This window comes from Ulvibacter sp. MAR_2010_11 (assembly GCF_002813135.1).
Lineage (GTDB): Bacteria > Bacteroidota > Bacteroidia > Flavobacteriales > Flavobacteriaceae > Altibacter.
Window position 1 is genome coordinate 1,546,040 of sequence record NZ_PHTY01000001.1, and the last position, 26,629, is coordinate 1,572,668.

The 26,629-nt window shown below is 39.1% G+C and carries 24 protein-coding genes and 2 tRNA genes; 13 read left to right on the forward strand and 13 right to left on the reverse strand.

Annotated features, from left to right (window positions below; genetic code table 11):
- Positions 1-22: 22 nt before the first annotated feature.
- The 5 genes from bamA to ATE92_RS07120 all read right to left on the reverse strand — a co-directional run bounded on the left by bamA (position 23) and on the right by ATE92_RS07120 (position 5,771).
- Entirely contained in the window at positions 23-2,590 is a 2,568-nt protein-coding gene (bamA, locus tag ATE92_RS07100; protein ID WP_232729130.1) for an outer membrane protein assembly factor BamA, read from the reverse strand.
- Between the two features lie 7 nt (positions 2,591-2,597).
- Positions 2,598-3,341 (reverse strand): isoprenyl transferase, encoded by a 744-nt coding sequence (locus tag ATE92_RS07105; RefSeq protein WP_100803040.1) that lies wholly within the window; start codon positions 3,339-3,341, stop codon positions 2,598-2,600.
- 92 nt (positions 3,342-3,433) lie between these two features.
- Positions 3,434-4,126: a DUF6089 family protein gene (locus ATE92_RS07110; RefSeq protein ID WP_100803041.1), complete on the reverse strand. Its 693-nt coding sequence runs from the start codon at positions 4,124-4,126 to the stop codon at positions 3,434-3,436.
- A 99-nt stretch (positions 4,127-4,225) separates the two neighbouring features.
- On the reverse strand, positions 4,226-5,110 hold the full coding sequence (locus ATE92_RS07115) for an NAD kinase (protein WP_100803042.1): 885 nt from the start codon (positions 5,108-5,110) through the stop codon (positions 4,226-4,228).
- A 4-nt stretch (positions 5,111-5,114) separates the two neighbouring features.
- Positions 5,115-5,771 (reverse strand): CBS domain-containing protein, encoded by a 657-nt coding sequence (locus ATE92_RS07120; RefSeq protein ID WP_100803043.1) that lies wholly within the window; start codon positions 5,769-5,771, stop codon positions 5,115-5,117.
- A gap of 84 nt (positions 5,772-5,855) precedes the next feature.
- Here ATE92_RS07120 and ATE92_RS07125 point away from each other — a divergent pair, with 84 nt between their 5' ends.
- From ATE92_RS07125 to clpX, 8 genes are all read left to right on the forward strand, one after another.
- A complete protein-coding gene (locus ATE92_RS07125; protein WP_100803044.1) occupies positions 5,856-6,569 on the forward strand; it encodes a pyridoxine 5'-phosphate synthase in 714 nt (237 codons plus the stop codon).
- Complete coding sequence (locus tag ATE92_RS07130; RefSeq protein WP_198515602.1) at positions 6,570-7,331, forward strand: alpha/beta fold hydrolase; 762 nt, start codon at positions 6,570-6,572, stop codon at positions 7,329-7,331. It abuts the gene before it with no gap.
- A 111-nt stretch (positions 7,332-7,442) separates the two neighbouring features.
- Positions 7,443-8,693, forward strand: a complete 1,251-nt coding sequence (locus tag ATE92_RS07135) for an OmpP1/FadL family transporter (protein ID WP_100803045.1) — start codon at positions 7,443-7,445, stop codon at positions 8,691-8,693.
- Positions 8,694-8,712: 19 nt separating this feature from the next.
- Complete coding sequence (locus tag ATE92_RS07140) at positions 8,713-10,221, forward strand: G-D-S-L family lipolytic protein (protein WP_100803046.1); 1,509 nt, start codon at positions 8,713-8,715, stop codon at positions 10,219-10,221.
- A gap of 75 nt (positions 10,222-10,296) precedes the next feature.
- Complete coding sequence (locus ATE92_RS07145) at positions 10,297-10,638, forward strand: phage holin family protein (protein ID WP_100804387.1); 342 nt, start codon at positions 10,297-10,299, stop codon at positions 10,636-10,638.
- A 114-nt stretch (positions 10,639-10,752) separates the two neighbouring features.
- On the forward strand, positions 10,753-12,072 hold the full coding sequence (tig, locus tag ATE92_RS07150; RefSeq protein ID WP_100804388.1) for a trigger factor: 1,320 nt from the start codon (positions 10,753-10,755) through the stop codon (positions 12,070-12,072).
- A gap of 83 nt (positions 12,073-12,155) precedes the next feature.
- Positions 12,156-12,830, forward strand: a complete 675-nt coding sequence (gene clpP / locus ATE92_RS07155; RefSeq protein WP_100803047.1) for an ATP-dependent Clp endopeptidase proteolytic subunit ClpP — start codon at positions 12,156-12,158, stop codon at positions 12,828-12,830.
- A 30-nt stretch (positions 12,831-12,860) separates the two neighbouring features.
- Positions 12,861-14,093: an ATP-dependent Clp protease ATP-binding subunit ClpX gene (clpX, locus tag ATE92_RS07160; RefSeq protein WP_100803048.1), complete on the forward strand. Its 1,233-nt coding sequence runs from the start codon at positions 12,861-12,863 to the stop codon at positions 14,091-14,093.
- Positions 14,094-14,168: 75 nt separating this feature from the next.
- Here clpX and ATE92_RS14010 read toward each other — a convergent pair whose 3' ends face one another.
- A complete protein-coding gene (locus ATE92_RS14010; protein ID WP_157809579.1) occupies positions 14,169-14,372 on the reverse strand; it encodes a hypothetical protein in 204 nt (67 codons plus the stop codon).
- Positions 14,373-14,497: 125 nt separating this feature from the next.
- Entirely contained in the window at positions 14,498-16,012 is a 1,515-nt protein-coding gene (locus ATE92_RS07165; RefSeq protein ID WP_100803049.1) for a GH3 auxin-responsive promoter family protein, read from the reverse strand.
- A gap of 42 nt (positions 16,013-16,054) precedes the next feature.
- Between ATE92_RS07165 and ATE92_RS07170 the strand changes: the two genes are divergently transcribed.
- Complete coding sequence (locus ATE92_RS07170) at positions 16,055-16,849, forward strand: DUF2797 domain-containing protein (protein WP_100803050.1); 795 nt, start codon at positions 16,055-16,057, stop codon at positions 16,847-16,849.
- A gap of 334 nt (positions 16,850-17,183) precedes the next feature.
- Here ATE92_RS07170 and ATE92_RS07175 read toward each other — a convergent pair whose 3' ends face one another.
- Both ATE92_RS07175 and ATE92_RS07180 read right to left on the reverse strand, forming a co-directional pair.
- Positions 17,184-19,805, reverse strand: coding sequence for an AsmA-like C-terminal region-containing protein (locus ATE92_RS07175; protein WP_100803051.1), 2,622 nt, complete (start codon positions 19,803-19,805; stop codon positions 17,184-17,186).
- A gap of 14 nt (positions 19,806-19,819) precedes the next feature.
- On the reverse strand, positions 19,820-20,518 hold the full coding sequence (locus ATE92_RS07180) for a queuosine precursor transporter (RefSeq protein WP_100804389.1): 699 nt from the start codon (positions 20,516-20,518) through the stop codon (positions 19,820-19,822).
- A 119-nt stretch (positions 20,519-20,637) separates the two neighbouring features.
- Between ATE92_RS07180 and folK the strand changes: the two genes are divergently transcribed.
- Positions 20,638-21,756 carry a 2-amino-4-hydroxy-6-hydroxymethyldihydropteridine diphosphokinase gene (gene folK / locus ATE92_RS07185; protein ID WP_369819698.1) on the forward strand — a complete coding sequence of 373 codons (1,119 nt, stop codon included), beginning with the start codon at positions 20,638-20,640 and terminating at the stop codon, positions 21,754-21,756.
- Between the two features lie 20 nt (positions 21,757-21,776).
- Here folK and ATE92_RS07190 read toward each other — a convergent pair whose 3' ends face one another.
- Positions 21,777-22,313 (reverse strand): RNA methyltransferase, encoded by a 537-nt coding sequence (locus ATE92_RS07190; RefSeq protein ID WP_100803053.1) that lies wholly within the window; start codon positions 22,311-22,313, stop codon positions 21,777-21,779.
- A 160-nt stretch (positions 22,314-22,473) separates the two neighbouring features.
- Between ATE92_RS07190 and mutS the strand changes: the two genes are divergently transcribed.
- The 3 genes from mutS to ATE92_RS07205 all read left to right on the forward strand — a co-directional run bounded on the left by mutS (position 22,474) and on the right by ATE92_RS07205 (position 25,426).
- Positions 22,474-25,116, forward strand: coding sequence for a DNA mismatch repair protein MutS (gene mutS, locus ATE92_RS07195; protein WP_100803054.1), 2,643 nt, complete (start codon positions 22,474-22,476; stop codon positions 25,114-25,116).
- Between the two features lie 103 nt (positions 25,117-25,219).
- Positions 25,220-25,292, forward strand: a tRNA-Gly gene (locus tag ATE92_RS07200).
- 48 nt (positions 25,293-25,340) lie between these two features.
- A tRNA-Leu gene (locus tag ATE92_RS07205) sits at positions 25,341-25,426 on the forward strand.
- Here ATE92_RS07205 and ATE92_RS14015 read toward each other — a convergent pair.
- From ATE92_RS14015 to ATE92_RS14210, 3 genes are all read right to left on the reverse strand, one after another.
- On the reverse strand, positions 25,408-25,851 hold the full coding sequence (locus ATE92_RS14015) for a hypothetical protein (RefSeq protein WP_157809580.1): 444 nt from the start codon (positions 25,849-25,851) through the stop codon (positions 25,408-25,410). The genes ATE92_RS07205 and ATE92_RS14015 overlap by 19 nt on opposite strands.
- Positions 25,852-26,022: 171 nt before the next feature.
- Complete coding sequence (locus tag ATE92_RS07215; RefSeq protein ID WP_100803056.1) at positions 26,023-26,469, reverse strand: hypothetical protein; 447 nt, start codon at positions 26,467-26,469, stop codon at positions 26,023-26,025.
- A 22-nt stretch (positions 26,470-26,491) separates the two neighbouring features.
- Positions 26,492-26,614 (reverse strand): hypothetical protein, encoded by a 123-nt coding sequence (locus tag ATE92_RS14210; protein WP_255396934.1) that lies wholly within the window; start codon positions 26,612-26,614, stop codon positions 26,492-26,494.
- Positions 26,615-26,629: the final 15 nt, after the last annotated feature.

The window sequence follows — 26,629 nt, forward strand, 5'->3', positions numbered from 1 at the left end:
TTAAGAAAATATCGTGCCAAGTTTAAAATTGTTGTCCAATAATAAAGTGGGTTTCCCATCCATTTTTATTGATTCCCCCTAGAATTGGATCAAATCCGTATCCAAAATCTATCCCCAATAATCCAAATGCAGGCATAAATATACGTAATCCTACGCCAGCAGACCTACTAATACTGAACGGATTGTAATTTCTAAACCCGTCATACGATCCTCCTCCTTCTGCAAATCCCAGTACATATATGGATGCCAATTGTTTTAGAGTAATTGGATACCTTAACTCTAACGAAAATTTATTATAAATGGTATTTCCGTCATTACTTGATAAGGATTGATTGGGATATCCTCGTAATTGTATCACTTCTCTTCCATCCAAACTAAAGGATCCAAGACCATCCCCTCCAATGAAGAAACGCTCAAAAGGTGGAACTCCTCTGTTATTATTATAGGCTCCTAAAAATCCGAACTCAGTACTGGTTCGCAGCACCAAGTCATCAATAAGTTTGGTATACCAAATTCCTTTAAACTTAATTTTATAGTATTCTAAGAACTTAAAGCGTTCCTGATCAATTTCGGCAATTCGTTCTCTGGCGTCGGTATAATCCACGTCTGTTTGTACGATACTGGCCAAAACTTCTCTTTCGTCAGCCAAGTCTTTGTAATTGGTTCCATTAAAGGCCGAAAAAGGAGGTGTAAGTTTTGCAGTTAAACTAAACTCCGATCCGGATTTTGGATAAATAGGGTTTGTCGCGGTATTATTCCGGCTAATACCAATAGTATACGCCAGGTTATTAGAATACCCATCCCCGAATGTAAACAAACCGGTATTGTAATTTCGTAAATTATAGTGCTGAAAACTAACTGCCTGCGATAGGGTAAAATAATCGTCCGGCCATTTAAGTCGTTTGGCAATTCCCACAGATCCTCCTGTTATGAGGAAGCTTCGGCTCTTATCGGCTTCTCTTGCCGCATAATCATAAAAATACTGTATGGTATGCGAGAACGATGTACTTAGCTGTATGGGCTTTTTCCCGCCAAGCCATGGTTCAACCAAAGAAAGACTGTAGGTTTGATAAAAACTACTTGCCTGAGCTCGTAAGGAAAGCTTTTGTCCATCGCCCATAGGCAGTGGCTTGTATGCTTCTCCGTTAAAAATATTCCGAAGAGAGAAATTGTTAAAGGACAACCCAAGTGTACCTACAAATCCGCCACCACCATAACCACCTTGTAGTTCAATTTGGCTGGCACCTTTTTCAACGATTGAATATTCCATATCCAAGGTCCCGTTGTTTGCATCTACATTTTTGAAATTCGGTGAAATTTGTTCGGCATCAAAATACCCCAATTGTCCTAATTCACGGATGGTACGTACTACGTTTCGCTTGCTGTATTTTTGACCGGGACGAGTTCGTAACTCTCTGTAAATTACATGATCGTTTGTCTTGTCATTTCCAATAACCGTCACATGGTCGAAATAAGCAATTTTCCCTTCAATAATCCGAATTTCAAAATCGATGGTGTCGTTTCGTACAGCTACTTCAACCGGATTAATTCTTGAGAAAAGATATCCGTTGTTCTGATATAGATTGGTAAGGTCGTTTGCTTCGGGATCACCTTTGTCTTCGATGCGTTCCTGGAGGAGTACACCGTTGTAAACCTCGCCTTTTTTTATACCTAATACCTGTCGTAATACATTTTCGGTATACACACTGTTTCCTATAAAGCGAATATCTCCGAAGTAGTATTTTTTCCCTTCTTCAATTTTAAGATTTAACGCAATTCTACTGTCATTTTTAACGATAAGTGTATCATTTAAAATACGTGCATCGCGATAACCATTCGATTTGTATTTTGTAATAATAGAAACTTTGTCTTCTTCAAAACCTTCTTCACTGTACTTCGATCGCTTGTAAAAACGCAGAAACCTTTTGCGTTTTACATTTTTCATTGCGCCTCGTAATTTTTTATCGGAAAGGGCACTGTTACCATCAAATTCAATGGAAGACACCTTGATCTTTTCTCCTTTGTCTATAGTAATAGACATATCTTTAGAAACCTCAACTCCCGTAGAATCTAAGTGAGGAGTTGTGTTAATAATCACCTGCGTATTAAAATAACCGTCTTTGCGGTACTTGTTGGCAATGTTATTTTTGGTAGTGGTAATTAAATTTTTGGTAAGCTTTACTCCGGGATTAAGGTTGTTGTCCTTGATAAGTTCTTTTGTTTTCCCCTTTCTAAGACCTTCTACTTTGACCGTATTCAATTTGGGCAATTCTACAATGTAGAGTTCTAAATCGACCAAATCACCATCTACATTTGTCACGTAAAAAGCAATATCGCTGAAAAGATTTTGTTCCCATAATTTTTTGGTTACGGCACTTAACTTTTCTCCGGGAATATAAAGTCGGTCCCCGATTTTAAGTCCGGTAAACGCAATAACTGTCTGTTCATTAAAACTTTGCGCCCCGGTAACCTCAATTTTGTTAATGGCATATTTTCTACCGCTATCAAGTTCTTTTTGCTGTGCGGCACTATTGAAAACCGAAAGTATTGTAAAAAGAAAAATACAATAAAACTTTTTGTATGTATGCAATCGTAGACTATTGTTCAAGTTGTTCACTGGTTTTTCCAAATCTTCTTTCTCGGTTTTGATAATTTAATATTGCTTCAAAAAGATGGTTTTTTGTATAATCCGGCCAAAGCGTCTCTGTAAAATACAGTTCGGCGTATGCTATTTGCCAAAGTAAAAAATTACTAATACGTTGCTCACCGCTTGTTCGTATTAGTAAATCCACGTCTGGTAAATTTTGCGTGTAAAGATGATTATTTATTACCGTTTCGTCAATATTTTCGGGCGAAATTAGGTTATTTTTAACTTTATGACTAATCTCTTGAATAGTTTTTGTCAATTCTTCTCGCGAACCATAGCTCAAGGCAAGGGTAAGCGTCATTTTGCTATTGTTTTCTGTTTTTTTTATGACGTCGAGTAATTCTTTGTGCGCTCTTTTAGGAAGTGCTTGAAGATTACCAATGGCGTTTAACTTTATATCATTATCCTGAAGAGATTTCATCTCCTTTTTCAAAGAAGCAACCAATAGCTTCATTAATAATTCAACCTCCATCTTAGGGCGGTTCCAGTTTTCGGTAGAAAAAGCGTATAAGGTTAAGTAAGGGATACCAATTTCACCACAGGCCTCCACGATTTCCTTAACCGCTTTGGTGCCGTTTTCATGACCCATAGTTCGAAACAAGCCTTTTTGCTTTGCCCAACGCCCATTGCCGTCCATAATCACGGCAAGGTGCTTCGGTAACTTGTTTTTATCTATTTGGTCTTGTAGTTTCATTTCATTTATGTGCGTTCGTTTTTTTTCTTCAGAAATATATGGCGCAACCTAGTAAATACCGGTAATTTTAGCTAAGGTAATTTTAGACGGTTCTAAAAATTACAATAACAAGGTTTCCTTCCGAAGGTAAAAGTAAGCGTTACTCCCGTAAAGACATACCAATCGTCGCTATTTGTATTCCCGAACTTTAACCCCTCTTCATCGGCCAATTCGTTTACGGGATTGCTTCCGTCCAAATCATCGGTAAAGGTATATCGCGCTCCAATTTCAAAACCCAAAACCATTTTTGTGCCGACAGTAGTTTTAAATCCAACTACCATTGGAATCGCAATGGCTCCTGCCTTGTCATATTTTACAATCTCATCACTTTGGCGCTTGTACAACGCATTGTATCCAAAATAGGTTAGTCCCGTATATAAGTAAGGAGTCGATACAGGTTGACCGCTGTACATATTAAACTCCCAGAATGTATATTCCAATCCCAGTGAAAGTTCCTGAATTGAGTTTTCAAACGAATAGCCTCGTTCTTGTCTGCGACTTTCGTTAGAGTCTGCATCGTCACCCTTTATATTCGCAACAAGCACGGAGGCTCTAAAGGAGTGTCTCGAACTTCGATTCCACTTAAAAATTCCTCCAAAAGCTACCGAATTCGGATTAATATAACTGGTTTTGCCAACATCACCAATGTAATTGACACCTCCAAGCATCCCTCCAATTTCGTAGGTTTGTGAACGACCTATAAACGTAGCGGTAAGTATAAAAATCAGGACTGTGAAATACTTCATATACCTTAAAAGTTTGCAAATATAATAATAAACTTCGCTCTAACGAATTCTAAGACTAATAGTCTCTGTTGATTAACAAATTTTAAGGTATTTTATTGTTTAATTGCGCTTGTCTTCACCCCACAAAAGTTTTTTCCGAAGGGTTTTTATAAAGCTGTCATCATTTAATTGCACCAAATTAATAGTGAAAGGCGCCTTTTTAATTATGATAACAGTTTCATTTTCAAGGGTGGCGATACGAGAATCCAGTGATACCAGATACGATTTTTCCCTTCCGGAAACCTTTAAAGAAATAGTGCTGCTGTCCGGTACAATTAAAGGACGCGCATTTAAATTGTGAGGAGCAATTGGAGTAATCACAATGCTATTGGTATTGGGGTCTATTACAGGTCCCCCACAACTAAGGGAGTAGCCCGTTGAACCGGTTGGTGTGGCAACTATAAGACCATCACTCCAGTAAGATGTTAGGTATTTGTCGTTTACAAAAGTTTCCACTTTAATCATGGATGTAGTATTCTTTCGGTTAACGGCTACTTCATTCAATGCAAAATTTAGCGGTTCGATTCCAGAATTATGTGGTTGGGTTTCAATAGTGAGTACACTGCGCTCCGAAAGAATGTACTCACCGTTGAGAATTTGCGTAAGGCTTTTGGTAATTTCTTCTTTCTGAATAGTGGCTAAAAACCCTAACCGCCCCGTATTAATACCAACAATGGGTATCCCTAAATCACGAACAAAAGTAACCGACTTTAAAATGGTCCCGTCTCCTCCAATACTGAAAAATAAGTTGTAGGAATCGTCTAATTCGGAAAAGGTTTTAACCCCCGAGAAGTTTTTTGTAATGTCCTGGTGTAAGTTAATGATGTCGAGAAAATTCTCTTCAATCACTATTTCTACATCTCTATGCTGAAGCGCATCTAAAATTAACTGAATATAAGTTTCAGAATTTTCATGATAAAACTGTCCGTAAATACCAATTTTCATGAAACTATATGTTTAAATATTTATCCAGATAGTTGGAACGTTTTTTAAGATCCTCCAGAAATTTATCTTCTTCATGGTTGGATACAACATTATAGTCATACCTTCTGAAAGTTTGTACAATGGAATTCATTCCGGTATGTCCAATTTTTATAGTAACCTGAACAGTTTCATCTTCCATGTTTGAAATAAATAATCCAAGTATTTTGGCATCATTTGTTTCCACGATTTGACAAATTTCACTGAAAGAATAATCCCGTATGCCCTTTTCAACTACAATAATGCCTCCCGATTCGTTTAAAAAAGGAGTATTGTTGAATAAGTTCATAATGTCACTCAATTCGTAGTATCCAACATACTTATTATTAGCCCCTAGCACAGGCATAATATTACTGTTATTTAAGGCAAAGGCTTCAAGTATATCGAGCCAGTTGGTAGATTTTCTCACATAAAAAGTCTCTAAAGCATATTGATAATCTGCAACGGTTTTATTGCTTTCAAAACAATGTGCGTCGGTCTCGCTAATACACCCAATATAAACACCTTCTTTTTTAATGGGAATGTGTGAATAGGTGAGTTGGTTAAAAGCTGTTTGCACGTCTTTTATTGGTGAAGATATGTCGAAGGGACTGATGTCGTTTATGATATAATTCGCCGTATTCACTTTCCTAATTTTTACGCAAATTACTTAAAATAAAGATGCAAAACCGCGGTTCAACTTCGTATTTTTGTGATTTAAAGCGAAAGCATGACGAAATTAAGTGTAAACATTAATAAAATTGCAACCTTACGAAATGCACGTGGAGGAAATATACCGAATGTAGTACAGGTTGCCAAAGATGTACAACAGTTTGGTGCTCACGGAGTAACAATCCACCCGCGTCCGGACGAAAGGCATATAAAATATCAAGATGCTTACGATCTGAAGCCTGTTGTGGTTACCGAATATAATATTGAAGGAAATCCTGTAGATTCGTTTTTGAAAATGGTGCTGGATTTAAAACCCACACAGGTAACCTTGGTCCCCGATGCGGTCGATGCCATTACTTCAAATGCAGGTTGGGATACCCTTACACATAAAAGTTTTTTAGCTGAAATAATTTCCGAATGCAAACGTAACGGAATACGCACCTCTATTTTTGTAGACCCCAATCTCCGAATGATTGAAGGTGCCGCCCAAACCGGAACCGACAGAATAGAACTGTATACCGAAAAATTTGCAAAACAATTCAGTCTTGGGAATACGGCAGCCATTCAACCTTATACTGAATGTGCGAAGCTGGCAAATAACATCGGATTGGGGATTAACGCCGGACATGATTTGTCATTGGAAAATATTAAATTTTTTAAAGACAACATCCCAAATTTATTGGAGGTTTCTATCGGCCACGCCCTTATTTGCGAATCCATTTACCAGGGGTTGGAAACAGTAATTAACGCGTACCTGCATAAACTCGCCTAGATGATATTGCATTCGCAAATAATTGGAGAAGGAAAGCCATTCATGATTTTACATGGGTTTTTGGGAATGGGTGATAACTGGAAAACCTTGGGAACTCAATTTGCCGAATCGGGTTATGAGGTACATTTGGTAGATCAGCGCAATCACGGGCGTAGTTTTCACAGCGAAGCATTTTCTTATTCATTAATGGTAGAGGACATTGAAAACTATTGTAAGGAACATCAATTGGAGGATATCATTTTGCTGGGACATTCAATGGGTGGGAAAACCGCAATGAATTTCGCAGTAGAAAATCCGAAGTTAGTTTCAAAATTAATAGTAGCCGATATTTCTCCAAAGGCTTATCCGCAGCATCATCAAGATATCCTGAAAGCACTTTCTATGTTGGATTTTTCAGTATTAAAAAGTAGAGGAGAGGCAGATGCAATACTTTCAGAATATATTAAGGACGTGGGAACGCGTCAATTTTTACTGAAAAATTTATACTGGAAAAATAAAGAACAATTGGGATTGCGAATGAACCTGCCGGTTCTTTCCGAAACTATAGACGAAGTGGGAAAAGAATTGCCTGAGAATACGATTTTTAACGGAGCAACTTTGTTTCTCAGAGGAGAAAAATCGGGGTATATTGAAAAAACAGATGAAATACTAATAAAAAAACACTTCCCTGCTGCCAAAATTATCACGGTTTCAAAGGCCGGACATTGGTTGCACGCCGAAAATCCTGCCGAATTTCATCGAATTGTGGTAGATTTTTTATAACATTGCAAAGTAATTTTATTATGTATGCATAATAAATTGAATAATAGCGATTAAGTACGCATTTTGAAAAAATTACAACAAAAAACAAACATTTAATCTAACTTAATTATTATGAAGAAAGTACTAGTACTTGCTGTTTTTGCTTTAGCAACTGCAGTGATGTATGCCGGAGGATACCGTGTAAGTTTACAGGGGCAAAAATCCTTAGCAATGGGACACACAGGTGTTGCTGTAATCAATAGTAGCGAACTTGTGTTTTTTAACCCTGCCGGGTTAGTTCATTTAGAAAATAAATTAAACATCTCTGCCGGTGTAAGTGGTGTATTCGCTAATGTAGCATATCAAAATGAAGCCACAGGTGCTTATGCCGAAACCGACAACTCTACAAGCACACCTCTATATTTGTATGCATCATATAAAGCTACAGATTGGTTGGCATTTGGTCTTGGCGTTTATACTCCTTATGGAAGTAGTGTAACGTATGAGGATGACTGGGCTGGATCACATTTGGTGAACAATATCGAATTGGCTGCTATTTTTGTGCAACCTACAGTTTCTTTTAAAATTGGAGAATATTTGAGTTTTGGAGGAGGCCCTATCTTTGTTACGGGATCTGTGAATTTTAACCGTAACCTGAACAGAACATTAACCGATTTAGAAGGTAATAGATCCAATGTGACTATCGATGCTACCGGTATTAACGAGTGGGGTTGGACAGTTGGCGCTATGTTTACGCCAACAAAAGAGCTTACAGTAGGTGCTAATTATCGTTCTAAAATCGACATGAATGTGGAGGATGGTGATGCTACTTTTGAGAATATTCCAAATTCGCCGTTAACGCCTTTTGAGGATACTACTTTTGATGCATCATTACCACTACCTGCAGAAATCACTGTAGGTCTTTCTTACCAGTTCTGTGAAAAGTGGTTGTTTGCATTCGATGTAAACCGTACTTTTTGGGATGTATACGAATCGTTGGATATCGATTTTGCCAATGAAAACATTCCGGATTCAAAAAACGCAAGAAATTATAAGAACGCTTCAACCTACCGATTCGGACTGCAATATGATGCGACAAAAATGTTCACGTTAAGAGCAGGATATTACTTCGATGAATCCCCGGTACAAGACGGTTACTTCGCACCCGAAACACCACGAAACGACTCCAATGGTTATACTGCCGGATTTACAGTGAATGTTGGAGAGCATTTCGAAGTAGATGCTTCTTTCCTATACTTGCATTTCAAAGAAGTAGACGCTTCGTACGACTACTATTTTGAAAATGGACAGGCTGCTCCATTTGGGGGAACTTACAAAAACAGTGTATTTGTGCCTGGATTAGGAGTAACGTATAAAATGTAATTGAAAAAAATTAGAAAAAATGAAAAACACGATAAAAATATGCTTAGGCTTACTTGCCATAGGGTTTGTAAGTTGTGAACCGGAGTTTGACAACCCGGTTACAAACGATGGATTTTATACAAGTGGATCGGCCAATGTTACTAATTATGTAGCCGTTGGAAATTCATTAACCGCAGGATATGCAGACGGAGCTTTATATATAACAGGTCAGGAGAACTCCTATCCCAACATTATGGCGCAGCAATTTGCAAAAGCCGGAGGCGGAGAATTTACACAACCCTTAATGAATGATAATATTGGAGGCTTGTTATTGAACGGAACACAGGTATTTGAAAACCGATTTGTTTTGGCAGTTGGTGCCAGTGGAAATCCAAGCCCGGTTAGATTAATTGGAACTCCAACCACCGAAGTAACTACAAGCGCGACAGGTCCTTTTAACAATATGGGTGTGCCCGGAGCGAAAAGTTTCCATCTTAATGCAGCCGGATATGGTGCAGCCAACCCTTGGTTTGCTCGTTTTCAAACTAGCAGCAGTGCTTCCGTAATTGGAGATGCGGCTTCTATGAATCCAACATTCTTTAGTTTATGGATTGGAAATAACGACATTTTAAGTTATGCTACTTCCGGAGGTATTGGGGTAGATCAGACAGGTAATTTCGACCCCACAAGTTATGGTTCGAATGATATTACAGATCCTCTAGTATTTGCAGGTGCTTACAGTGCGCAAGTAGATGCTCTAATGGCTTCCAGTACAGGTGGAGTTTTGGTAAACATTCCCGATGTAACCTCTATTCCTTACTTCACCACAGTGCCTGCACAGTCAATTCCATTGGATGCTGCAACAGCAGGAGCGATAAATGCTCAATTTGCCTTATACAATTCTCAGGTGTTGCCGGGATTGGTAGGAGCAGGGATTATAAGCGCTGAGGAGGCTGCCGCAAGACAGATAAACTTTTCTGCCGGGGTTAACTTTCCTATTATGAGTGATGATGATTTAACAAATGTGAGTGCTATTTTACAAGGTCCTCCATTTAATTTACCCGCTGCCGTCGCCGGTTTGTTAGGGCAGTTACGTCAGGCTAATGACAACGATTTAGTGGTACTAACGGCTTCTTCTGTGCTAGGGACAACTCCGGATCCAACGAATCCAACAGGGGTAATTGGAGTTTCTATTCCTTTAGGCGATCAATACGTTTTGACGGCTGTTGAACAAGGTCGTGTTTCGGCTGCTGTAACTGCTTACAATGCAACAATTAAAGCCTTGGCAGATGCAAACGACCTGGCATTTGTAGATGCGAGAGCAGCACTTGCTCAGGTTGCAAGTACGGGAGTAGCTTTTGATGCAGGAGTTTTAACATCTGCTTTCGTAACCGGTGGTGCCTTCTCCTTAGACGGAGTACATCCAACACCACGTGGATATGCATATACAGCTAATCTAATGATTACCGCTATCAACAGAAAATACGATGCGACTATTCCACTGGTAAATATTGGGAATTACGCAACTGTTACACTATCTAACAATTAGAGATATTACTTTTAAGAATTTAAAAAACGTTCGCCAATGGCGAACGTTTTTTTTTATCTTTATAAAAAAAACACCATGAAATTAATCTTAAGAGTCTTGTTAACTGCAATAGCAGTAGTAATATTAGCCTATATATTACCGGGTGTCGCTGTCGACGGCTTTGTTTCGGCAATTATTGTTGCGGTTGTTTTAGGATTGCTGCGCTTAATTGTAAAACCGATCTTAGTAGTACTCACCCTGCCGGTGACCATCATTACCTTGGGATTGTTCCTACTTATAATCAATGCCTGTATTATATTGATGGCCGATTATTTTATTGGCGGGTTTGCTGTTTCAAACATTTGGTGGGCGCTCTTGTTTAGCCTTTTATTGTCTTTTCTTCAATCCATCCTTTATTCAATGGTGGATAAAAATTAAGCTACTGAATTCCAGTCTATAAAAGCTTGTTGAAATTCATTAAAAATTGTATTTTTGCACCCGCGTTCGGGAAAAGGAAATACCCGAATATTATATCGAAAATTTTTCAGAAAAATGAATATTACAAAAAAGGAAATTGATAGCTTGAATGCTGTGGTGACTGTTGAAATCGCCAAAGAAGATTATTCAGAGAAGGTAGAAAAAGTATTGAACAACTACCGAAAGACTGCAAATATACCGGGTTTCAGAAAAGGACATATCCCCATGGGAATGGTGAAAAAGCAATACGGGACCGCTATTTTAGTAGAAGAGGTGAATAAATTGCTTCAGGATGCGTTGCACAACTATTTGACAGAAGAAAAACTGGATGTCTTAGGAAATCCATTACCTAAAAACGATCTGGAAATCGATTGGAAAGCCGATAATTTTTCATTTGAATTCGATTTGGGACTTACCCCAAAATTCGATGTGGATGTAAAGAAAAAAGCAATCACTCAGTACAAAGTGATCGCTGACGATAAAATGTTGGACAATCAGGTAAAAACTATTCGCAAGCAATACGGGAAGCTTATTTCAAAAGATACCGTGGCCAAAGGAGACGAAATTACCGGAACTTTTACCAATGAAGAAAAGGGAATTGAAAAGAAGTCAACTATTGAAACTTCTGCCATTTTAGGAAAAAAGCAAGTAGCTGCTTTAATTGGAGCAAAGGTTGGAGATACAGTGGTGTTAAAAACCAAGGGAATGTTTGATGATGATCACGACAATCAGAAGTATTTTGGAGTGTCTCATGACGATGCACATGGTTTGGACATCGAGGTTGCTTTAAAAATTGAAGAGGTGAACACCCGCGAAATGGCAACTTTGAATCAGGAATTGTTCGATAAGTTATTTGGGGAAGCCGTAGTTACTTCAGAAAAGGAATTAAAGCAAAAAATAAAAGAGGACGCCGAGAAACAATTTGAACAACAAAGTGACCAAAAATTGTTGAACGACGTTGTTGAATCACTAATTGAAAACACAAAATTTGACCTTCCGGGAGAATTTTTACAACGTTGGATTCAGGTTTCAGGAGAAAAGCCAATGACCGAAGCCGCTGCCAAAGAAGAATATGAGCGTAGCGAAAAAGGATTGCGTTATCAATTGATTGAAGGCAAAATAAGAGCCGAAAACAAGCTACAGGTTAGTTTTGATGAGTTGAAGGATTATTCCAAGAATATGATCAAAGGCCAAATGGCACAATTTGGACAAACCAATCCTTCCGAAGAAGAGTTAGACAATATTGCGGCAAGAATTCTTTCGAATGAAGAAGAGGTAAAAAGAATAAGTGAGCAGTTGAATACCAACAAACTGCTTCAGTTTTTTAAGGAAAACGCAAAATTGAAGACAAAGGAAATTACCTACGAGAAATTCATTAAAGAAGCGTACGAGTAATTCAGCAATAAAATAGTTATATTTAGGCGTTGAATACAAGGGTTCAACGCTTTTTTTTCATTCAAAAAAATCGATTACTATTTATGAACTACGGAAAAGAATTTAAGGATTTTGCCATTAAAGATCAAGGGATCAATAGCATGTACTACGATAAAATTGTAAGTAGTATGTATCCAATAAACCTTACCCCAAATATTATTGAAGAACGCCAGATGAACGCAGTAGCGATGGACGTTTTTTCCAGATTGATGATGGACCGAATTATATTTTTGGGTACGGGTATTAACGATCAGGTGGCTAATATTGTACAAGCACAGTTGTTGTTTTTGGAAAGCACAGATGCTTCTAAAGACATTCAGATATATATCAATTCTCCGGGAGGAAGTGTTTATGCCGGATTGGGCATTTACGATACCATGCAATTTATTAAACCCGATGTGGCGACAATTTGCACCGGAATGGCAGCCTCTATGGCTGCTGTATTGCTGTGTGCAGGAGAAAAGGGAAAACGAAGCGGATTAACACATTCGCGGGTGATGATTCACCAGCCTATGGGTGGAGCTCAAGGGCAGGCTAGTGATATTGAAATTACTGCCAAAGAAATTATTACCCTAAAAGAAGAGTTGTATAAAATTATTGCCAAACACAGCGGTCAGACGTACGAAAAGGTACATGACGATAGTGACCGTGATTATTGGATGAAAGCCGATAAGGCTTTGGAATATGGAATGATTGACGAGATTTTATCGAGAGGATAATCTTTTCGGTCTAAAAAAAGAAAAAGCTATATGTCGAAAGAAGAGTTAGAATGTTCGTTTTGTGGTCGTAAAAAAGCCGAAACCAATCTGCTTATTGCAGGTTTGGATGCCCATATCTGTGACCGATGCATTGAGCAGGCGCATGGTATTGTGGTAGAAGAAGCGTTGCATTCATCTAACAGTGAGCTTAGCAAAGAGCTGATGCTTAAAAAGCCTAAGTCCATTAAAGAATTTTTGGACGATTATGTTATTGGGCAAGATCACACCAAGAAAGTGATGTCTGTTGCAGTCTATAACCATTATAAGCGTTTGTTGCAGCCTAAGAGTGACGACGATATCGATATTCAAAAGAGTAATATCATTATTGTAGGGCAAACCGGAACGGGAAAAACGCTGGTTGCCAAAACCATTGCGCGTATGCTCAATGTACCTTTGGCTATTGTTGATGCAACGGTTTTAACCGAGGCAGGTTATGTGGGTGAAGATGTAGAGAGTATTTTAACCCGGTTATTACAGGCGGCCGATTACAACGTAGAAAAGGCGCAAAACGGAATTGTTTTTATCGATGAGATTGATAAGATAGCCCGTAAAAGTGATAACCCTTCCATTACCCGAGATGTGAGTGGTGAAGGTGTACAGCAGGCTTTGCTGAAGTTGCTTGAGGGTACAACGGTAAATGTACCGCCCAAGGGAGGACGTAAGCACCCCGATCAGAAATTTATTGAAGTAGATACCGAAAATATCCTTTTTATAGCAGGAGGAGCTTTCGACGGAATTGAGCGTCATATTTCAAAACGCCTGAATATGCAGGCTGTAGGATTTAGTGCTTCCAAAAAAGAAGATACTATGGAGCGAGATAATTTATTGCGGTATATCATTCCGAAGGATTTAAAAGATTTCGGCCTAATTCCTGAAATTATTGGTCGTCTTCCGGTACTTACGTATATGGATCCGCTGGACAAGGGAACTCTTAGAGCTATTTTAACCGAACCTAAGAATGCCATTATCAAACAATATAAAAAGTTGTTCGAAATGGACGGAATCGATTTTGTAATTACTGAAGAAGCCTTAGACTTTATCGTGGAGCAGGCAATTGAGTATAAATTGGGAGCGAGAGGATTACGATCCTTATGTGAAGCCGTTTTAACCGATGCCATGTACGAATTACCCAGCACCGAAGAGAAAACACTCAATGTTACCTTAGAATATGCTCAGGACAAATTAAACAAGTCTACCATTAAGAAATTGAAAGCAGTTTCTTAAATCTGATAGACATAAATTAAAAAGGCCGCGATACAATCGCGGCCTTTTTAATTTCTTCTAAAAAGAATACCAGATTTATGGTGTTACCATCACTGTGGTCTTTTTTATATTCAGAATTTTTTGTTGCATCAATTCTGCCTTATTTTTCAACGTATAACCGGCTACTTCCGTATCGGTATTTGTACGATGTAAAGAGTTTGTTGTTCCGCAGGATGTGAGTCCTGCTAACAATACAACTAGTAGTATAGTTGCTACGATAAAGTATCTTAGTGTTTTCATAAGCCCCAACTATGAAAGATTTATACTACAAACATACATCGTAAGAAAAGTACTACCAAAACTTTTAGTTGAAGGGAAATAAAATTCGTTAAACTGCTCAATTAGCCTAGTAAAACGCTATGATATTAAAAATTTAGCGATAAAAGCTCCTCCAAATATTCCCGCGAATTGGATAATCGGGGTACTTTATGTTGCCCTCCCAGCTTGTCGTTTTGCTTTAACCAATCGTAAAAAAGACGTTCCCGGGCACAGTGGATGGTTGGGGCATTTAATGTCATATTGTTAAAACGCTTCGCCTCATAATCACTATTTACCTCCTGAAGTGATTTGTCTAACACCTCCGAGAAAAATGTAAAATCCTTGGGAGGGGTCTTAAATTCGATAATCCATTCGTGTGCTCCTTTTTCTTTTCCCTTCATAAAGATGGGTGCAGCTGTGTAGTCTACTATTTCGGTTTGGGTGAGTTTGGTGGTTTTACGCAATGCAGCTTCTGCGTTCTCAATAATCAGTTCTTCACCAAAGGCATTGATATGGTGTTTGGTTCGGCCGGTGACTTTAATTCTAAACGGATTTGTGGATGTAAACCGAACCGTATCGCCAATCTTATAACGCCACAGTCCAGCGTTGGTGGTGATTACAATTGCATAATTTTGCGCTTCTTCTACTTCGCTTAACGGAATTATTTTTTCTTCAGCAGTACCGTAGGTATCCATAGGAATAAACTCGTAGAAAATACCGTAGTCGAGCATTAACAATAGCTCTTTATTGGCGTTGCGGTCCTGTATGGCAAAAAACCCTTCCGAAGCGTTGTAAATCTCGTAGTATCTGAAGTTGTCTTTTGGCAGTAATTTGTTGTATTGATCAATATAAGGATCGAAACTTACGCCTCCGTGAAAATATACTTCCAAATTGGGCCATACTTCAAACAGATTGGATTTTCCGGTGGTTTCGATTACATTATTCAGTAAAACTAACATCCAGGAAGGAACACCGGCCAAACTCGTTACATTCTCATTTATAGTTTCATCTACAATGGCCTGCATCTTCGTCTCCCAATCGCTCAAAAGTGAAATTTCACTGCTGGGGGTACTACTAAATTCGGCCCAAAAAGGCATATTGTCTATTAAAATTGCTGAAAGATCTCCAAAAATTGTCCCGTTTTCCTGATATAATTCCTTACTTCCCCCAAGGCGCAAACTTTTTCCCAGAAATAATTGAGCATCGGGATTGTTGTTTAAATACATACACAGTAAATCCTTACTTGCCGCATAATGACAGTCTTCGAGCGAGTCGCTGCTCACGGGAATGAATTTACTTTTTGCATTGGTGGTACCGCTGGATTTTGCGAACCACTTAATAGGGGTAGGCCAAAAAATATTACTCTCACCCCTACGAGCTCGCTCTATCTTCGGTTCATTAATTTCGTAATTTGTAACAGGCACTCTATCGGCAAACTCACGGTAGTTTTTAATACTGTCGAAATCGTATTCTTTGCCTATTTCGGTATTTTTTGCCTTCTGAAGTAAATTATGGAGCAATTCTTCTTGTACATCAATAGGGTATTTTAAGAACAATTCAATTTGATGGAATCGCTTTTTCAGAAACCATGAGGCAATCGAATTTACTATGGGTATTGGCATTTTTACCTATCTTTATGCAATAAAAATAGCGAATTTCTTTCAATGAACTACGAAGGTGTTTTAACAAAAATGCAGACCGAAAACGGTTCACCCATACAGTACTATCTTATTTTCGAGAACGACTTCCTAAATGTCAATCAGTTACTGGATAAAAAAGTGTCAATTAGCTTTTTGAGATACCAGTGCCTCAATTGCTCATTGGAAAAGAAGATTTTTCGTCAGGGCTTTTGTTACGACTGTTTTTATGAAATTCCACAGGCGGCAGATTGGATCATGCGACCCGAATTAAGCACTGCACATTTAGACAAAGAAGATCGTGATCTGGAATATGAAAAAAAAGTGCAATTGCAACCACATGTTGTGTACCTGGCAAATAGCAGCAATGTAAAGGTTGGAGTGACCCGAAAGAGTCAGATACCTACTCGATGGATCGATCAGGGTGCACATGAAGCTATAGAAATAGTAGAAGTGCCTAACCGATATCTGGCAGGAATTACCGAAGTTGCGTTAAAAGACCATGTAAGCGACAAAACCAATTGGCGCACCATGCTTAAAAATGAAATTAAGGACGAAGATTTAATACAGTGGCGTGCAAAACTGAAACAATTTATCCCAACCGAAGCCTTACCTTATTTTATTGAATCCAATACTGAAACCAATCTGGAATTCCCGGTTTTAGAGTATCCCACAAAATTGAACAGTCTTAATTTGGACAAAACTCCCTTTTATGAAGGAATTTTAAAAGGAATCAAAGGTCAATACCTTCTATTTGAAGACAACACAGTTTTCAATGTCCGTGGAAGTGAAGGCTATGTTGTGGGAATTGTAATAAACTAATAAATCCCAAATTCCAAATCGTGAGCAGTGAGCAATGAGCGGTGAGCAGTGAGCAGTGAGCAGGGAGCGGTTGAATGGATGGATTGTTAGATTGTTGGATTGTTGGATTGTTGGATGATTGGAAAGTTGTTAACAAAGGGTAAAAATTGAAGGGAATGATATATTTACTCCTAATTCCTAATTCCTAATTCCTAATTCCTAATTCGTAAATCGTAAATCGTAAATCGTAAATCGTGAGCCGTGAAGCGTGAATAGAAAAAACTTAATGTTTGATGTGAGAAATTAATTTTGCTTAAATCTCCAATCACTAATTACTAATCCCTCATCCCTTCACCTAATTAATACTATCCTTCTTCTTTTTATTTCCGAAGAGCCCGCCCAGGATATCCTTAACGACATCGGTGGTTTGTTGTGTGGTAGTGTTGCCGGTGTTTGTGGTCTCTGTCGAATCTTTCTTGGGAGTATTTCCGGTAATAATATCTTTTAAGATATCGGTTCCTTTATCTTTTAAATCCTGCTTTTGTTTTTCGATTAGTTTTTGAGTCAGTGCTTTTACGGCTGCTTCGGTGTTTAAAGCTATCTGCGGACTCGTAAACGACCCGGTTAAACCAACAGGCAGCGAGACCGTCATATTGTTCGCATCTTCAGGATTCAGCTTCGCCAGTAATTTTGTGACATCTCCGCCCAAATATTTTGCAGGCACATCGAAAGTAAGATTGTAGTCTATTCTTTTATCCAAACCGTGTTTTCCTCCTGCGGTCACCTTGATTCCTTTTACGTTAAAATCAAAGGGTTTTATTTCAATGTTGCCGTTGTTAAATGTGAAAGCCGTACTAACATCTCTTAGACTGAGTTGCTGCAGATTTAAAAAGGAGATTTGTTCTCCTAATTTCGCCAATAATGGTGTTTCCTGAGAATTTACTTCGGCCGTTATAATTTGAGCCAGGGCGTTTCCCGCCAAGGTGGTTAATTTGGGGGTAAGATTTTCATTCAGGTCTCCTTGCAATTTGATTGTAGTATTCAAATCACCGTCCAGTGCTTTGGCAATGGGAGCAAAAAATTTTAGCATATCTAACTGCTGGAAAGATTGTGCGATATCAATCTTTTTTAAATCGAGATTCATAGCAAAGGTCGGGGTTGCATTTTTTGTTGAAACATTTCCCGATAAGGCAATATTTCCGCCAAATGCCGAGGATGTGACATTGGTGAGAGTTGCCGTTTCATTCTGAATTGCCATGCTGCCTTTCACATCGGTAAGCGTAATGTTGTCATAAATTACCTTGTTGGCGTTAAAATCTAATGTTGCATCCAAAAAGGTAGGAATTTTAATCGATTTTTTATCTGAAGTAGTTGTCGGGGTATTCTTAGTGTTTTCTGAAGCAGGTGCATCGGCAGTCATAAAATCGTTTACATTAAAAGTATTTGATTTCACAGCAAATCGCCCTTTGAGGTCTTGTTTCGACATAAGCCACGGAATTAAGTTCTGGATGTTCCCCGAAGCCTGCACATCGGTTTGCCCCGAAGTAGCATTCAAATCGGTCAGTTTAATAGTTCCGGGAGAAAATGTCACGTTGGCATTGGCAATTTTCAACGGATTTTTAAAATCGGGGTCATTATAGACGAATCCGGTAACACTTGCGTTTCCCGCAGCTTTAATATTCTGATATTGTTCGGTTTCAACCGAATGCATATCGAAGTTGGTCGTAACATCGGCTTTTAATATTCCGCTGAGCTCTTGTTCCATTTCCAGCGGAAGCACCTTTTCAATATTTGCCAAATTGAGTGTGCCTTTAAGTGCCAGATTCACTAAAGCATTTTCGGTGAGGTTGTGAATACTACCATTGGCTGAAAAAACTTCTTCATCGATCGCAAAAGTGAGTCCGCCAATATTCAGGTAGGTATCTTTTGCAATTCCGGTGTCGTTCTTAAGGTGCGCATCGATAGAAATATTGCGCACCGTTTTAGGAAGGTCGGGATATTTAAAGGATGCGTTATTACTTGCAATTTTAATATCCATTTTTGGAATATGAATGGAATCCACACTCCCCTGAAGCATCCCGTTTACCGTAAAATCACCGGTCGTAGTGACTCCGTCCAGTTCCTTTACATAGGTCTTCGGAATTACAGCAAGAAAATTTTTAAAATCGGATGAAGGTGTTTTAAATGTAAGATCTACCTCGTTATTGTTTTCATTCACCTTTACAAAGCCGTTGAAAGTGAGGGGTAACTCATTGATTTTGGCTTCGTTTTCCAAAAAGGTGTACTTTTTATTTTCAAAATCCATCTGAAAAACCGCATCCAGTGCTAACAAATTGTCTTTTAAATATTCGGTTTTTTCAATTTGAAGAGAAATCAACGCACCGGTTTCGGTGTCCAATTCAGACTGCGCTACAGAGAAATCTCCTTTTCCGGTGTGATTTACCTCTTTCAGTATCACAAATGTTTGTGTTTTCTTATCGAAATAATTGATTCGTGAATTTTTGATTTCATATTTTTTCAAATCGAATGTAAACCCCGAATTCCCTTCAATGTCATCTTTCATGGGGGCATCCTTCTTAACGGCAAGGTCGTAATTGGTTTGTCCTGTGGAATCTATCAAAATGTTTACATAGGATTCGTCTAATAACAATCCGTCAATTTTTATGGGGTCGTCACCGCTTTTAAACAACTGTGTAATTCCCATGTCCAATTTTAATAGCGTTCCGGTCGCCAGCGTATCACCTTTAAAAGGGGCTCTGTTTATTACACTAAAATCCTTAATGGTTAATGCAGCGTCGGGAAAGCTTCGGAACAAACTTAAATCGAAGTCATTCCAGGTCACATCGGCATTTATGTTTTGTTCCAGCGCACGTTTGACCAGTTTTTCCATGGTGCTTTCAAAAAACAAAGGGGACAGTGCCAGTAGCACCAAGACTATGCCTAAAAAGATTCCTATTATTTTCAGTATTTTTTTCATTTGTATTTTCTCTTTTATATTTTTTCTTGCTTTAGAAGTACTACTTCAGCGTCTAATTCTTCTCCCATTTTTAAGCCGAATCGTTTTCTGAAAGCAAACACAGCGGCATATAGAAACGGTGTATCCAGCAGGGCAATCAATACTTTAAAAAGAAAGCCACTTAGCAGCAAGGGTGCAAATAAGGCCCAGTCTATCTTTCCGAAGCTACACAACAAGGCTAAAACCGTAAACGTATCCACAAACTGTGACAAAAAGGTTGAAAAGTTATTCCGAAGCCAAAGATGTTTCCCTTTGGTGAGACGTTTCCAAAAATGGAATATCGAAATATCGATGTACTGCGCTAATAAATACGCCATCATGGAAGCAAAAACGGCTACGGCAGTCGCGCCAAATACTTTGTCGAATAAGGCATCGCTTATAGGGCTCCAATCTGTTGCAGGCACGGCGGCTGATACATATACAATCAATAACGAAAAGAACGACGCAAAAATACCGGCAGTAACTACCTGATTGGCTTTTTTCTTCCCGTATACTTCACTTATAATGTCAGTAATTAAAAACGTAACGGGATAGGGAAGAATTCCCACCGAAATTTCGAAGGTGTACAGTCCAAAAAAATCCCAGGAAAAAAATTTCTGAAATATTAGATTGGAAACCACCAAAGAAGCGATGAATAACGCACCTAAAATCAAGTTGATGCGTTGCGCCAACATTCGGTCTGCCAGGGTGAGTGCTGCCACTATTTATTTTGATTATACACAAAGATACTAGTCAGTTGTATTCTTTTCCTTAATTTCGTCTTAAATGTTAAAATCTCAATTCCATTAAGCCATTGCAGCACATCTATCTATCGTTGGGGAGTAATATGGGAAACCGTTTCGAGCTGTTGCAACAAGCGGTACAGGCTATTTTTGAAGAAATTGGGAGTGTGCTCAAAATTTCTTCGGTCTACGAAACTCCGGCTATGGGGTTTGAAGGAGATGCGTTTTTAAACTGTGTAGTCGTCGTCCAATCTACACTTTCTCCAAAAAAGATACTCGCTGCTATTTTAGAGATTGAAAAGCAAATGGGGCGGGAAAGAAGGCATGCAAAAAGATATAGTTCTCGGCCTATCGACATCGATATTTTATTGATAGACGATTTGGTGGTTGCCTCCAAACCACTTACAATTCCTCATCGGGAAATTCAAAACAGAAGGTTTGTGTTGCAGCCGTTGGCTGAGGTGAACTCAAAACTCCAACATCCTGTTCTATGTAAAAATGTAATCAAGCTACTGGCCGAAACCAAGGATAAGAGTGTTATTACAAAACAGTCGAAATGGTTGGTAAATCCCAGAAAAGAGTATGATATTTCTAAATTCAAGTATATCGCTATAGAAGGGAATATCGGCGCAGGAAAGACAAGTCTTGCGACGCAGATTGCCAACGATTTTAATGCAAAATTAATATTGGAGCGATTCAAAGACAATCCCTTTTTACCGAAATTTTACGAGCAACCGGGGCGTTATGCGTTCCCTCTGGAGATGTCGTTTTTGGCAGATCGCTATCAACAGTTGCTGGAAGATATCAAGCAATTCGATTTGTTTAAGGAATGTGTGGTGGCCGATTACGACGGCTATAAGTCGCTAATTTTTGCAAAGGTCACCCTGCAGGCCGAGGAGTTTGTTTTGTATAAAAAACTGTTTCATTTAATGCACAAGGAATTGCCTAAACCCGACGTGTATGTCTATTTATATCAAAATACGGACAGACTGCTGGAAAACATTAAAAAACGCGGACGAAAATTTGAGCAGAGTATTGAAGCAGCCTATCTCCAAAAACTAAATGCGGGATATCTGGAATTTGTAAAGAGCAGACCTTCCGAGAGTGTGCGAATTATTGATATTTCGGAAATGGATTTTATTAAAAGCCGAAAGGATTATCTTCAAATTTTAAAAGCTATTGTTGGCTAGACGCGGTTTTTGAAAGTGCTTTATTTGTTGAGCTTACTGAAAAAATCCCAGATCACTACTCCTGCACTCACCGAAATATTTAAAGAATGCTTGGTGCCGTATTGCGGAATTTCGATAACGACATCGCTAGCAGAAACCACTTGTTGTTGCACGCCTTTTACCTCATTTCCGAAGACTAAAGCGTAACGTTGTTGCTTTTCAATTTTAAAATCGGATAGCGAAACAGTCTGTTCCGCCTGTTCGATGGAAGCCACAAAAACACCTTCCTCCTTCAGTTTTGTAACGACATCCAACGTATTTTCAGCGTATTCCCATGCAACACTTTCGGTGGCACCCAAAGCCGTTTTCTGAATATCCTTATGAGGAGGTTGGGCAGTTATTCCACAGAGATAAATTTTTTCAATAAGGAAAGCATCAGCGGTACGAAATACCGATCCGATATTGTTTAAACTGCGAATATTGTCGAGAATAATAATGAGCGGAGTCTTTTCCGAAGCTTTAAATGCTTCAGGGTTGATACGTTCCAACTCGCTGTTTTTTAACTTTCGGTGTTTCATTGGCGCAAAAATACTCTTTTCTCATAAAATTTGACTCAAACTTAGTGGCCGAGGTTCATTGTTGATAAAAGTGAATAAATCACTATCACTTCATTTCAAAAAAAAGGGCAATTTCGTTACATTTATTGGTTCAATAAACAATAAGACTAGAAAATAGATAATGTCAAAGAAAGTCACCCCCTTAATGAAGCAATACAACACCATTAAGGCGAAGTATCCCGATGCTTTGCTCTTGTTTCGAGTAGGCGATTTTTATGAAACCTTTGGAGAGGATGCAGTACGAGCCGCGGGTATCCTCCACATTACACTTACGGCACGAAATAACGGAGGTGATGATGTAGAGTTGGCCGGGTTTCCACATCATTCGTTGAATACGTATCTGCCCAAGCTGGTGATGGCGGGTTGCCGGGTTGCTATCTGCGATCAGTTGGAAGACCCAAAGTTGACGAAAACCATAGTAAAACGCGGGGTAACCGAGTTGGTGACACCCGGAGTTGCTTTAAACGACGATATTTTACATTCAAAATTGAATAATTTTCTGGCTGCGGTTCATTTCAATTCCGGCTCAGGCGGAAACCTCTCCGATACTACCAGGATAGGTGTTTCTTTTTTGGATGTTTCCACAGGGGAATTTTTAACCGCGGAAGGCTCTGCCGAATATATCGACAAACTCCTTCAAAATTTCAATCCTTCCGAAGTTTTGTTCAGCAAACAGAAAAGAAAGCTTTTTTCTGAAACCTTTGGCGATACTTTTCATGTATTTCATTTGGAAGATTGGGTATTTCAGAAAGATTATGCCGTAGACACGCTTCAAAAACACTTCGATGTTCAAAACTTAAAAGGCTTTGGCATAGATCATCTGGAGGAAGGTATTATAGCTGCCGGAGCGGCCTTGCATTATTTGGACGAAACGCAGCATACCAAATTGCAGCATATCACCAAAATCTCGCGTATAGCCGAGGACGAATACGTTTGGATGGACCGATTTACCATTCGGAATTTAGAATTATACCATTCCCATCATCAAAATGCGGTGACATTGTTAGACGTTATCGATAAAACCACTTCTCCCATGGGAGGGCGACTCTTGAAACGTTGGATGGCGCTTCCGCTTAAAAATGCCGATAAAATAGTAGAACGGCATGAGGTAGTGAGTTATTTACTCGAACACGCTACGGTGCTTGAAAAAATTCAGTTGCATATAAAACGGATAGGCGATTTGGAGCGGCTTATTTCAAAGGTGGCTACCGCAAAGGTGAATCCGCGGGAAGTCATTCAGCTTAAAAATTCGTTGGAGGCCGTAATTCCGGTGAAATCTGAAGCCCTTCAGTCTAAAAATGAGTCGGTTAGAATAATAGGAGAACAATTACAGGATTGCGAATTGTTGCGCCAAAAGATAAAGGAAACGATTTCAGAAAATGCACCCGTCAATATTTTAAAGGGAAATACGATTGCTCCGGGCTTTCACGAAGCCCTGGATGAACTGCGTGCTATTTCAACCGGCGGAAAGGAATATCTGGATCAGATGTTGGAACGTGAAACAAAACGTACGGGAATTACTTCCTTAAAAATAGCATCCAATAATGTTTTCGGGTATTATATTGAAGTACGAAACACGCATAAAGACAAGGTTCCAGAGGAGTGGATCAGGAAACAGACCCTGGTAAATGCCGAGCGCTATATCACCGAAGAGTTAAAAGAATACGAGTCGAAAATTTTAGGCGCAGAAGAAAAGATTTTGGCGCTGGAGCAGGAATTGTACGGAAAATTGGCACAGTGGATGCTTCAGTTTATTGGCTCTGTACAGCAAAATGCGGCTTTAATTGCGCAGCTGGATTGCCTCTGTTCGTTTGCAACTCAGGCAAAGCTGGCCAATTATACGAGACCTTTGTTCGATGATACCTTCGATCTGGATATCAAAGAAGGACGTCATCCGGTGATTGAAAAACAGCTGCCTCCCGATGCGCCTTTTATTGCCAACGATGTCTTCCTGGACAGGGACAATCAGCAAATAATCATGATTACCGGGCCCAACATGAGTGGGAAGTCGGCAATTCTTAGGCAAACAGCCTTGATTGTTTTATTGGCACAGATGGGAAGTTTTGTTCCTGCCAAAGCGGTTCGAATGGGTTGCGTGGATAAAATATTCACCAGAGTAGGTGCGAGTGATAATATTTCGATGGGCGAATCTACCTTTATGGTCGAGATGAATGAGACGGCGAGTATTTTGAATAATATTTCGGATCGCAGTCTGGTCTTACTCGACGAAATTGGAAGGGGGACCAGTACCTATGACGGAATCTCAATTGCATGGGCGATTAGCGAATATTTGCACGAACATCCGTCGAAGGCAAAAACCCTGTTTGCGACGCATTATCACGAGTTAAATGAAATGACCGAAACTTTTTCTAGAATAAAAAATTACAATGTTTCGGTGAAGGAGCTAAAGGACAATGTGTTATTTCTTCGGAAATTAGTTCCGGGAGGTTCACACCACAGTTTCGGAATTCACGTAGCCAAGATGGCCGGAATGCCACAGGCGGTATTGCATAGGGCGAATAAAATATTGGCGCGTCTAGAAAAATCGCATTCTTCGGAAGAATTAACTGAAGAGATGAAGGCTATTTCGAAGGAGGAAATGCAATTGAGTTTCTTTAAACTGGACGACCCGCTTTTGGAAGAATTGCGGGAAGAAATCCTTGATATTGATATAGATACCCTCACTCCGGTGGAAGCCCTCATGAAGCTAAATGAGATAAAACGAATGCTGGTGCGCAATGCTAAGGTGAAGCTTAAAAAGTAGCTGTGTGAAGTATTCTCAATTTTTACCAAATAATGCTTTGCTTTTGTTGTAAATATTTTAAATTTGCGTCCGCTTTAGGAATAAAGCCATGTTCATACAAATCGCGAAAATAGCTCAGTTGGTAGAGCGCCACCTTGCCAAGGTGGAGGTCGCGGGTTCGAATCCCGTTTTTCGCTCGCTTCGGCTTCGCTCAGCGACCGTCGAATAAATTAGTACCAGTCCAAGCTGAAGTGGTGGAATTGGTAGACACGCTGGACTTAAAATCCAGTGGGCAGAAATGCCCGTACGGGTTCAAGTCCCGTCTTCAGTACAGATGAGAAAAGGCCGAATCGAAAGATTCGGCTTTTTTGTTTTCCGTAATGAAGAAAAAGCACTCTTTTTCGAAATGAAGGGAAACAAAAAAGCAGAACCACAAAGTGGGGCGGGCTTTTCTATCAAGATGTTGAAATGGGACTCGCCGAAGGCAATTCCCGTATGAATGAGGAAAAATGATTCCTTTTTCGAAATGAAGGGAAACAAAAAAGCAGAACCACAAAGTGGGGCGGGCTTTTCTATCAAGATGTTGAAATGGGACTCGCCGGAGGCAATTCCCGTATGAATGAGGAAAAATGATTCCTTTTTCGATATGAAGGGAAACAAAAAAGCAGAACCACAAAGTGGGGCGGGCTTTTCTATCAAGATGTTGAAATGGGACTCGCCGAAGGCAATTCCCGATTTTTTCACTAAAATATCCAACTGTTGGAAATTTAGAAAATTGGATTTTTTTTGTTTATATTTATTCTCAATCTAAAACAAAAACTATGGGAGTAGGGGGATTATTTTTTGGTACAATAGCTGTAATTCTGATACTTGTAATATTAATGGAGATTCGGGAAAGGAGTTAAGCTTCGCCTCTCGTTTTAACCGTTATAAATCGTCACTTAAAATCTTTTTAATTTCATCATCCACATCTTTTTTAAGATCGTTGGATGTTGTACTTTGATTACTTATACGATAAGAGATATAAATAAGGAAGAACAGTATGGGTAGAATTGCCGGTAGTGAATACCAGAAATCGAACTCATCTATATACTGTATTTTGTAATTTATCACTCCGGAAAGCTGAAACAAAAACATAGTAAGGGGAACCAAAATTGCATATTTCCACCAATTAGTTGATGTTAAAAACCACATGCCTGTTAATGAGACAAAGGTAATTTTGGTAAATAGTGCGTGCATATAGGCTTGTACGCTTCCAAAACCACCGGAATTAACAACGCCAAAAAAAGTATCCCACTCGGTTGCATCAGCCGGGGCATATTTATAAATGTAAAATAAAAAAGGTGTTGCTATCAGGAATAGAGATAACAACACCCCTAATAAAATGCTTCTGCTCCTATCCGTTTGGTGGAACTTCGTATTTGTCTTTATCGATTTGTTGTTCATCGGTTGAAAGTGCTTCAGGCGTACAACTTGCTGCTAGCGCAAGAATGGCTAAAATAAACATTAGTTTTTTCATAATAAATAAGTTTTT

Bases quoted from the DNA above. Each gene is read 5' to 3' on its own strand.
- ATE92_RS07190 (WP_100803053.1), bottom strand. From the start codon at position 22,313: ATGAAACACCGAAAGTTAAAAAACAGCGAGTTGGAACGTATCAACCCT.
- ATE92_RS07140 (WP_100803046.1), top strand. From the start codon at position 8,713: ATGAAAAACACGATAAAAATATGCTTAGGCTTACTTGCCATAGGGTTT.
- mutS (WP_100803054.1), top strand. From the start codon at position 22,474: ATGTCAAAGAAAGTCACCCCCTTAATGAAGCAATACAACACCATTAAG.
- clpX (WP_100803048.1), top strand. From the start codon at position 12,861: ATGTCGAAAGAAGAGTTAGAATGTTCGTTTTGTGGTCGTAAAAAAGCC.
- ATE92_RS07165 (WP_100803049.1), bottom strand. From the start codon at position 16,012: ATGCCAATACCCATAGTAAATTCGATTGCCTCATGGTTTCTGAAAAAG.
- ATE92_RS07130 (WP_198515602.1), top strand. From the start codon at position 6,570: ATGATATTGCATTCGCAAATAATTGGAGAAGGAAAGCCATTCATGATT.
- ATE92_RS07135 (WP_100803045.1), top strand. From the start codon at position 7,443: ATGAAGAAAGTACTAGTACTTGCTGTTTTTGCTTTAGCAACTGCAGTG.
- ATE92_RS07115 (WP_100803042.1), bottom strand. From the start codon at position 5,110: ATGAAAATTGGTATTTACGGACAGTTTTATCATGAAAATTCTGAAACT.
- ATE92_RS07180 (WP_100804389.1), bottom strand. From the start codon at position 20,518: ATGTTGGCGCAACGCATCAACTTGATTTTAGGTGCGTTATTCATCGCT.
- tig (WP_100804388.1), top strand. From the start codon at position 10,753: ATGAATATTACAAAAAAGGAAATTGATAGCTTGAATGCTGTGGTGACT.
- ATE92_RS07145 (WP_100804387.1), top strand. From the start codon at position 10,297: ATGAAATTAATCTTAAGAGTCTTGTTAACTGCAATAGCAGTAGTAATA.
- ATE92_RS07125 (WP_100803044.1), top strand. From the start codon at position 5,856: ATGACGAAATTAAGTGTAAACATTAATAAAATTGCAACCTTACGAAAT.
- ATE92_RS14010 (WP_157809579.1), bottom strand. From the start codon at position 14,372: ATGAAAACACTAAGATACTTTATCGTAGCAACTATACTACTAGTTGTA.
- ATE92_RS14210 (WP_255396934.1), bottom strand. From the start codon at position 26,614: ATGAAAAAACTAATGTTTATTTTAGCCATTCTTGCGCTAGCAGCAAGT.
- clpP (WP_100803047.1), top strand. From the start codon at position 12,156: ATGAACTACGGAAAAGAATTTAAGGATTTTGCCATTAAAGATCAAGGG.
- ATE92_RS07110 (WP_100803041.1), bottom strand. From the start codon at position 4,126: ATGAAGTATTTCACAGTCCTGATTTTTATACTTACCGCTACGTTTATA.
- ATE92_RS07105 (WP_100803040.1), bottom strand. From the start codon at position 3,341: ATGAAACTACAAGACCAAATAGATAAAAACAAGTTACCGAAGCACCTT.
- ATE92_RS07170 (WP_100803050.1), top strand. From the start codon at position 16,055: ATGAACTACGAAGGTGTTTTAACAAAAATGCAGACCGAAAACGGTTCA.
- ATE92_RS07175 (WP_100803051.1), bottom strand. From the start codon at position 19,805: ATGAAAAAAATACTGAAAATAATAGGAATCTTTTTAGGCATAGTCTTG.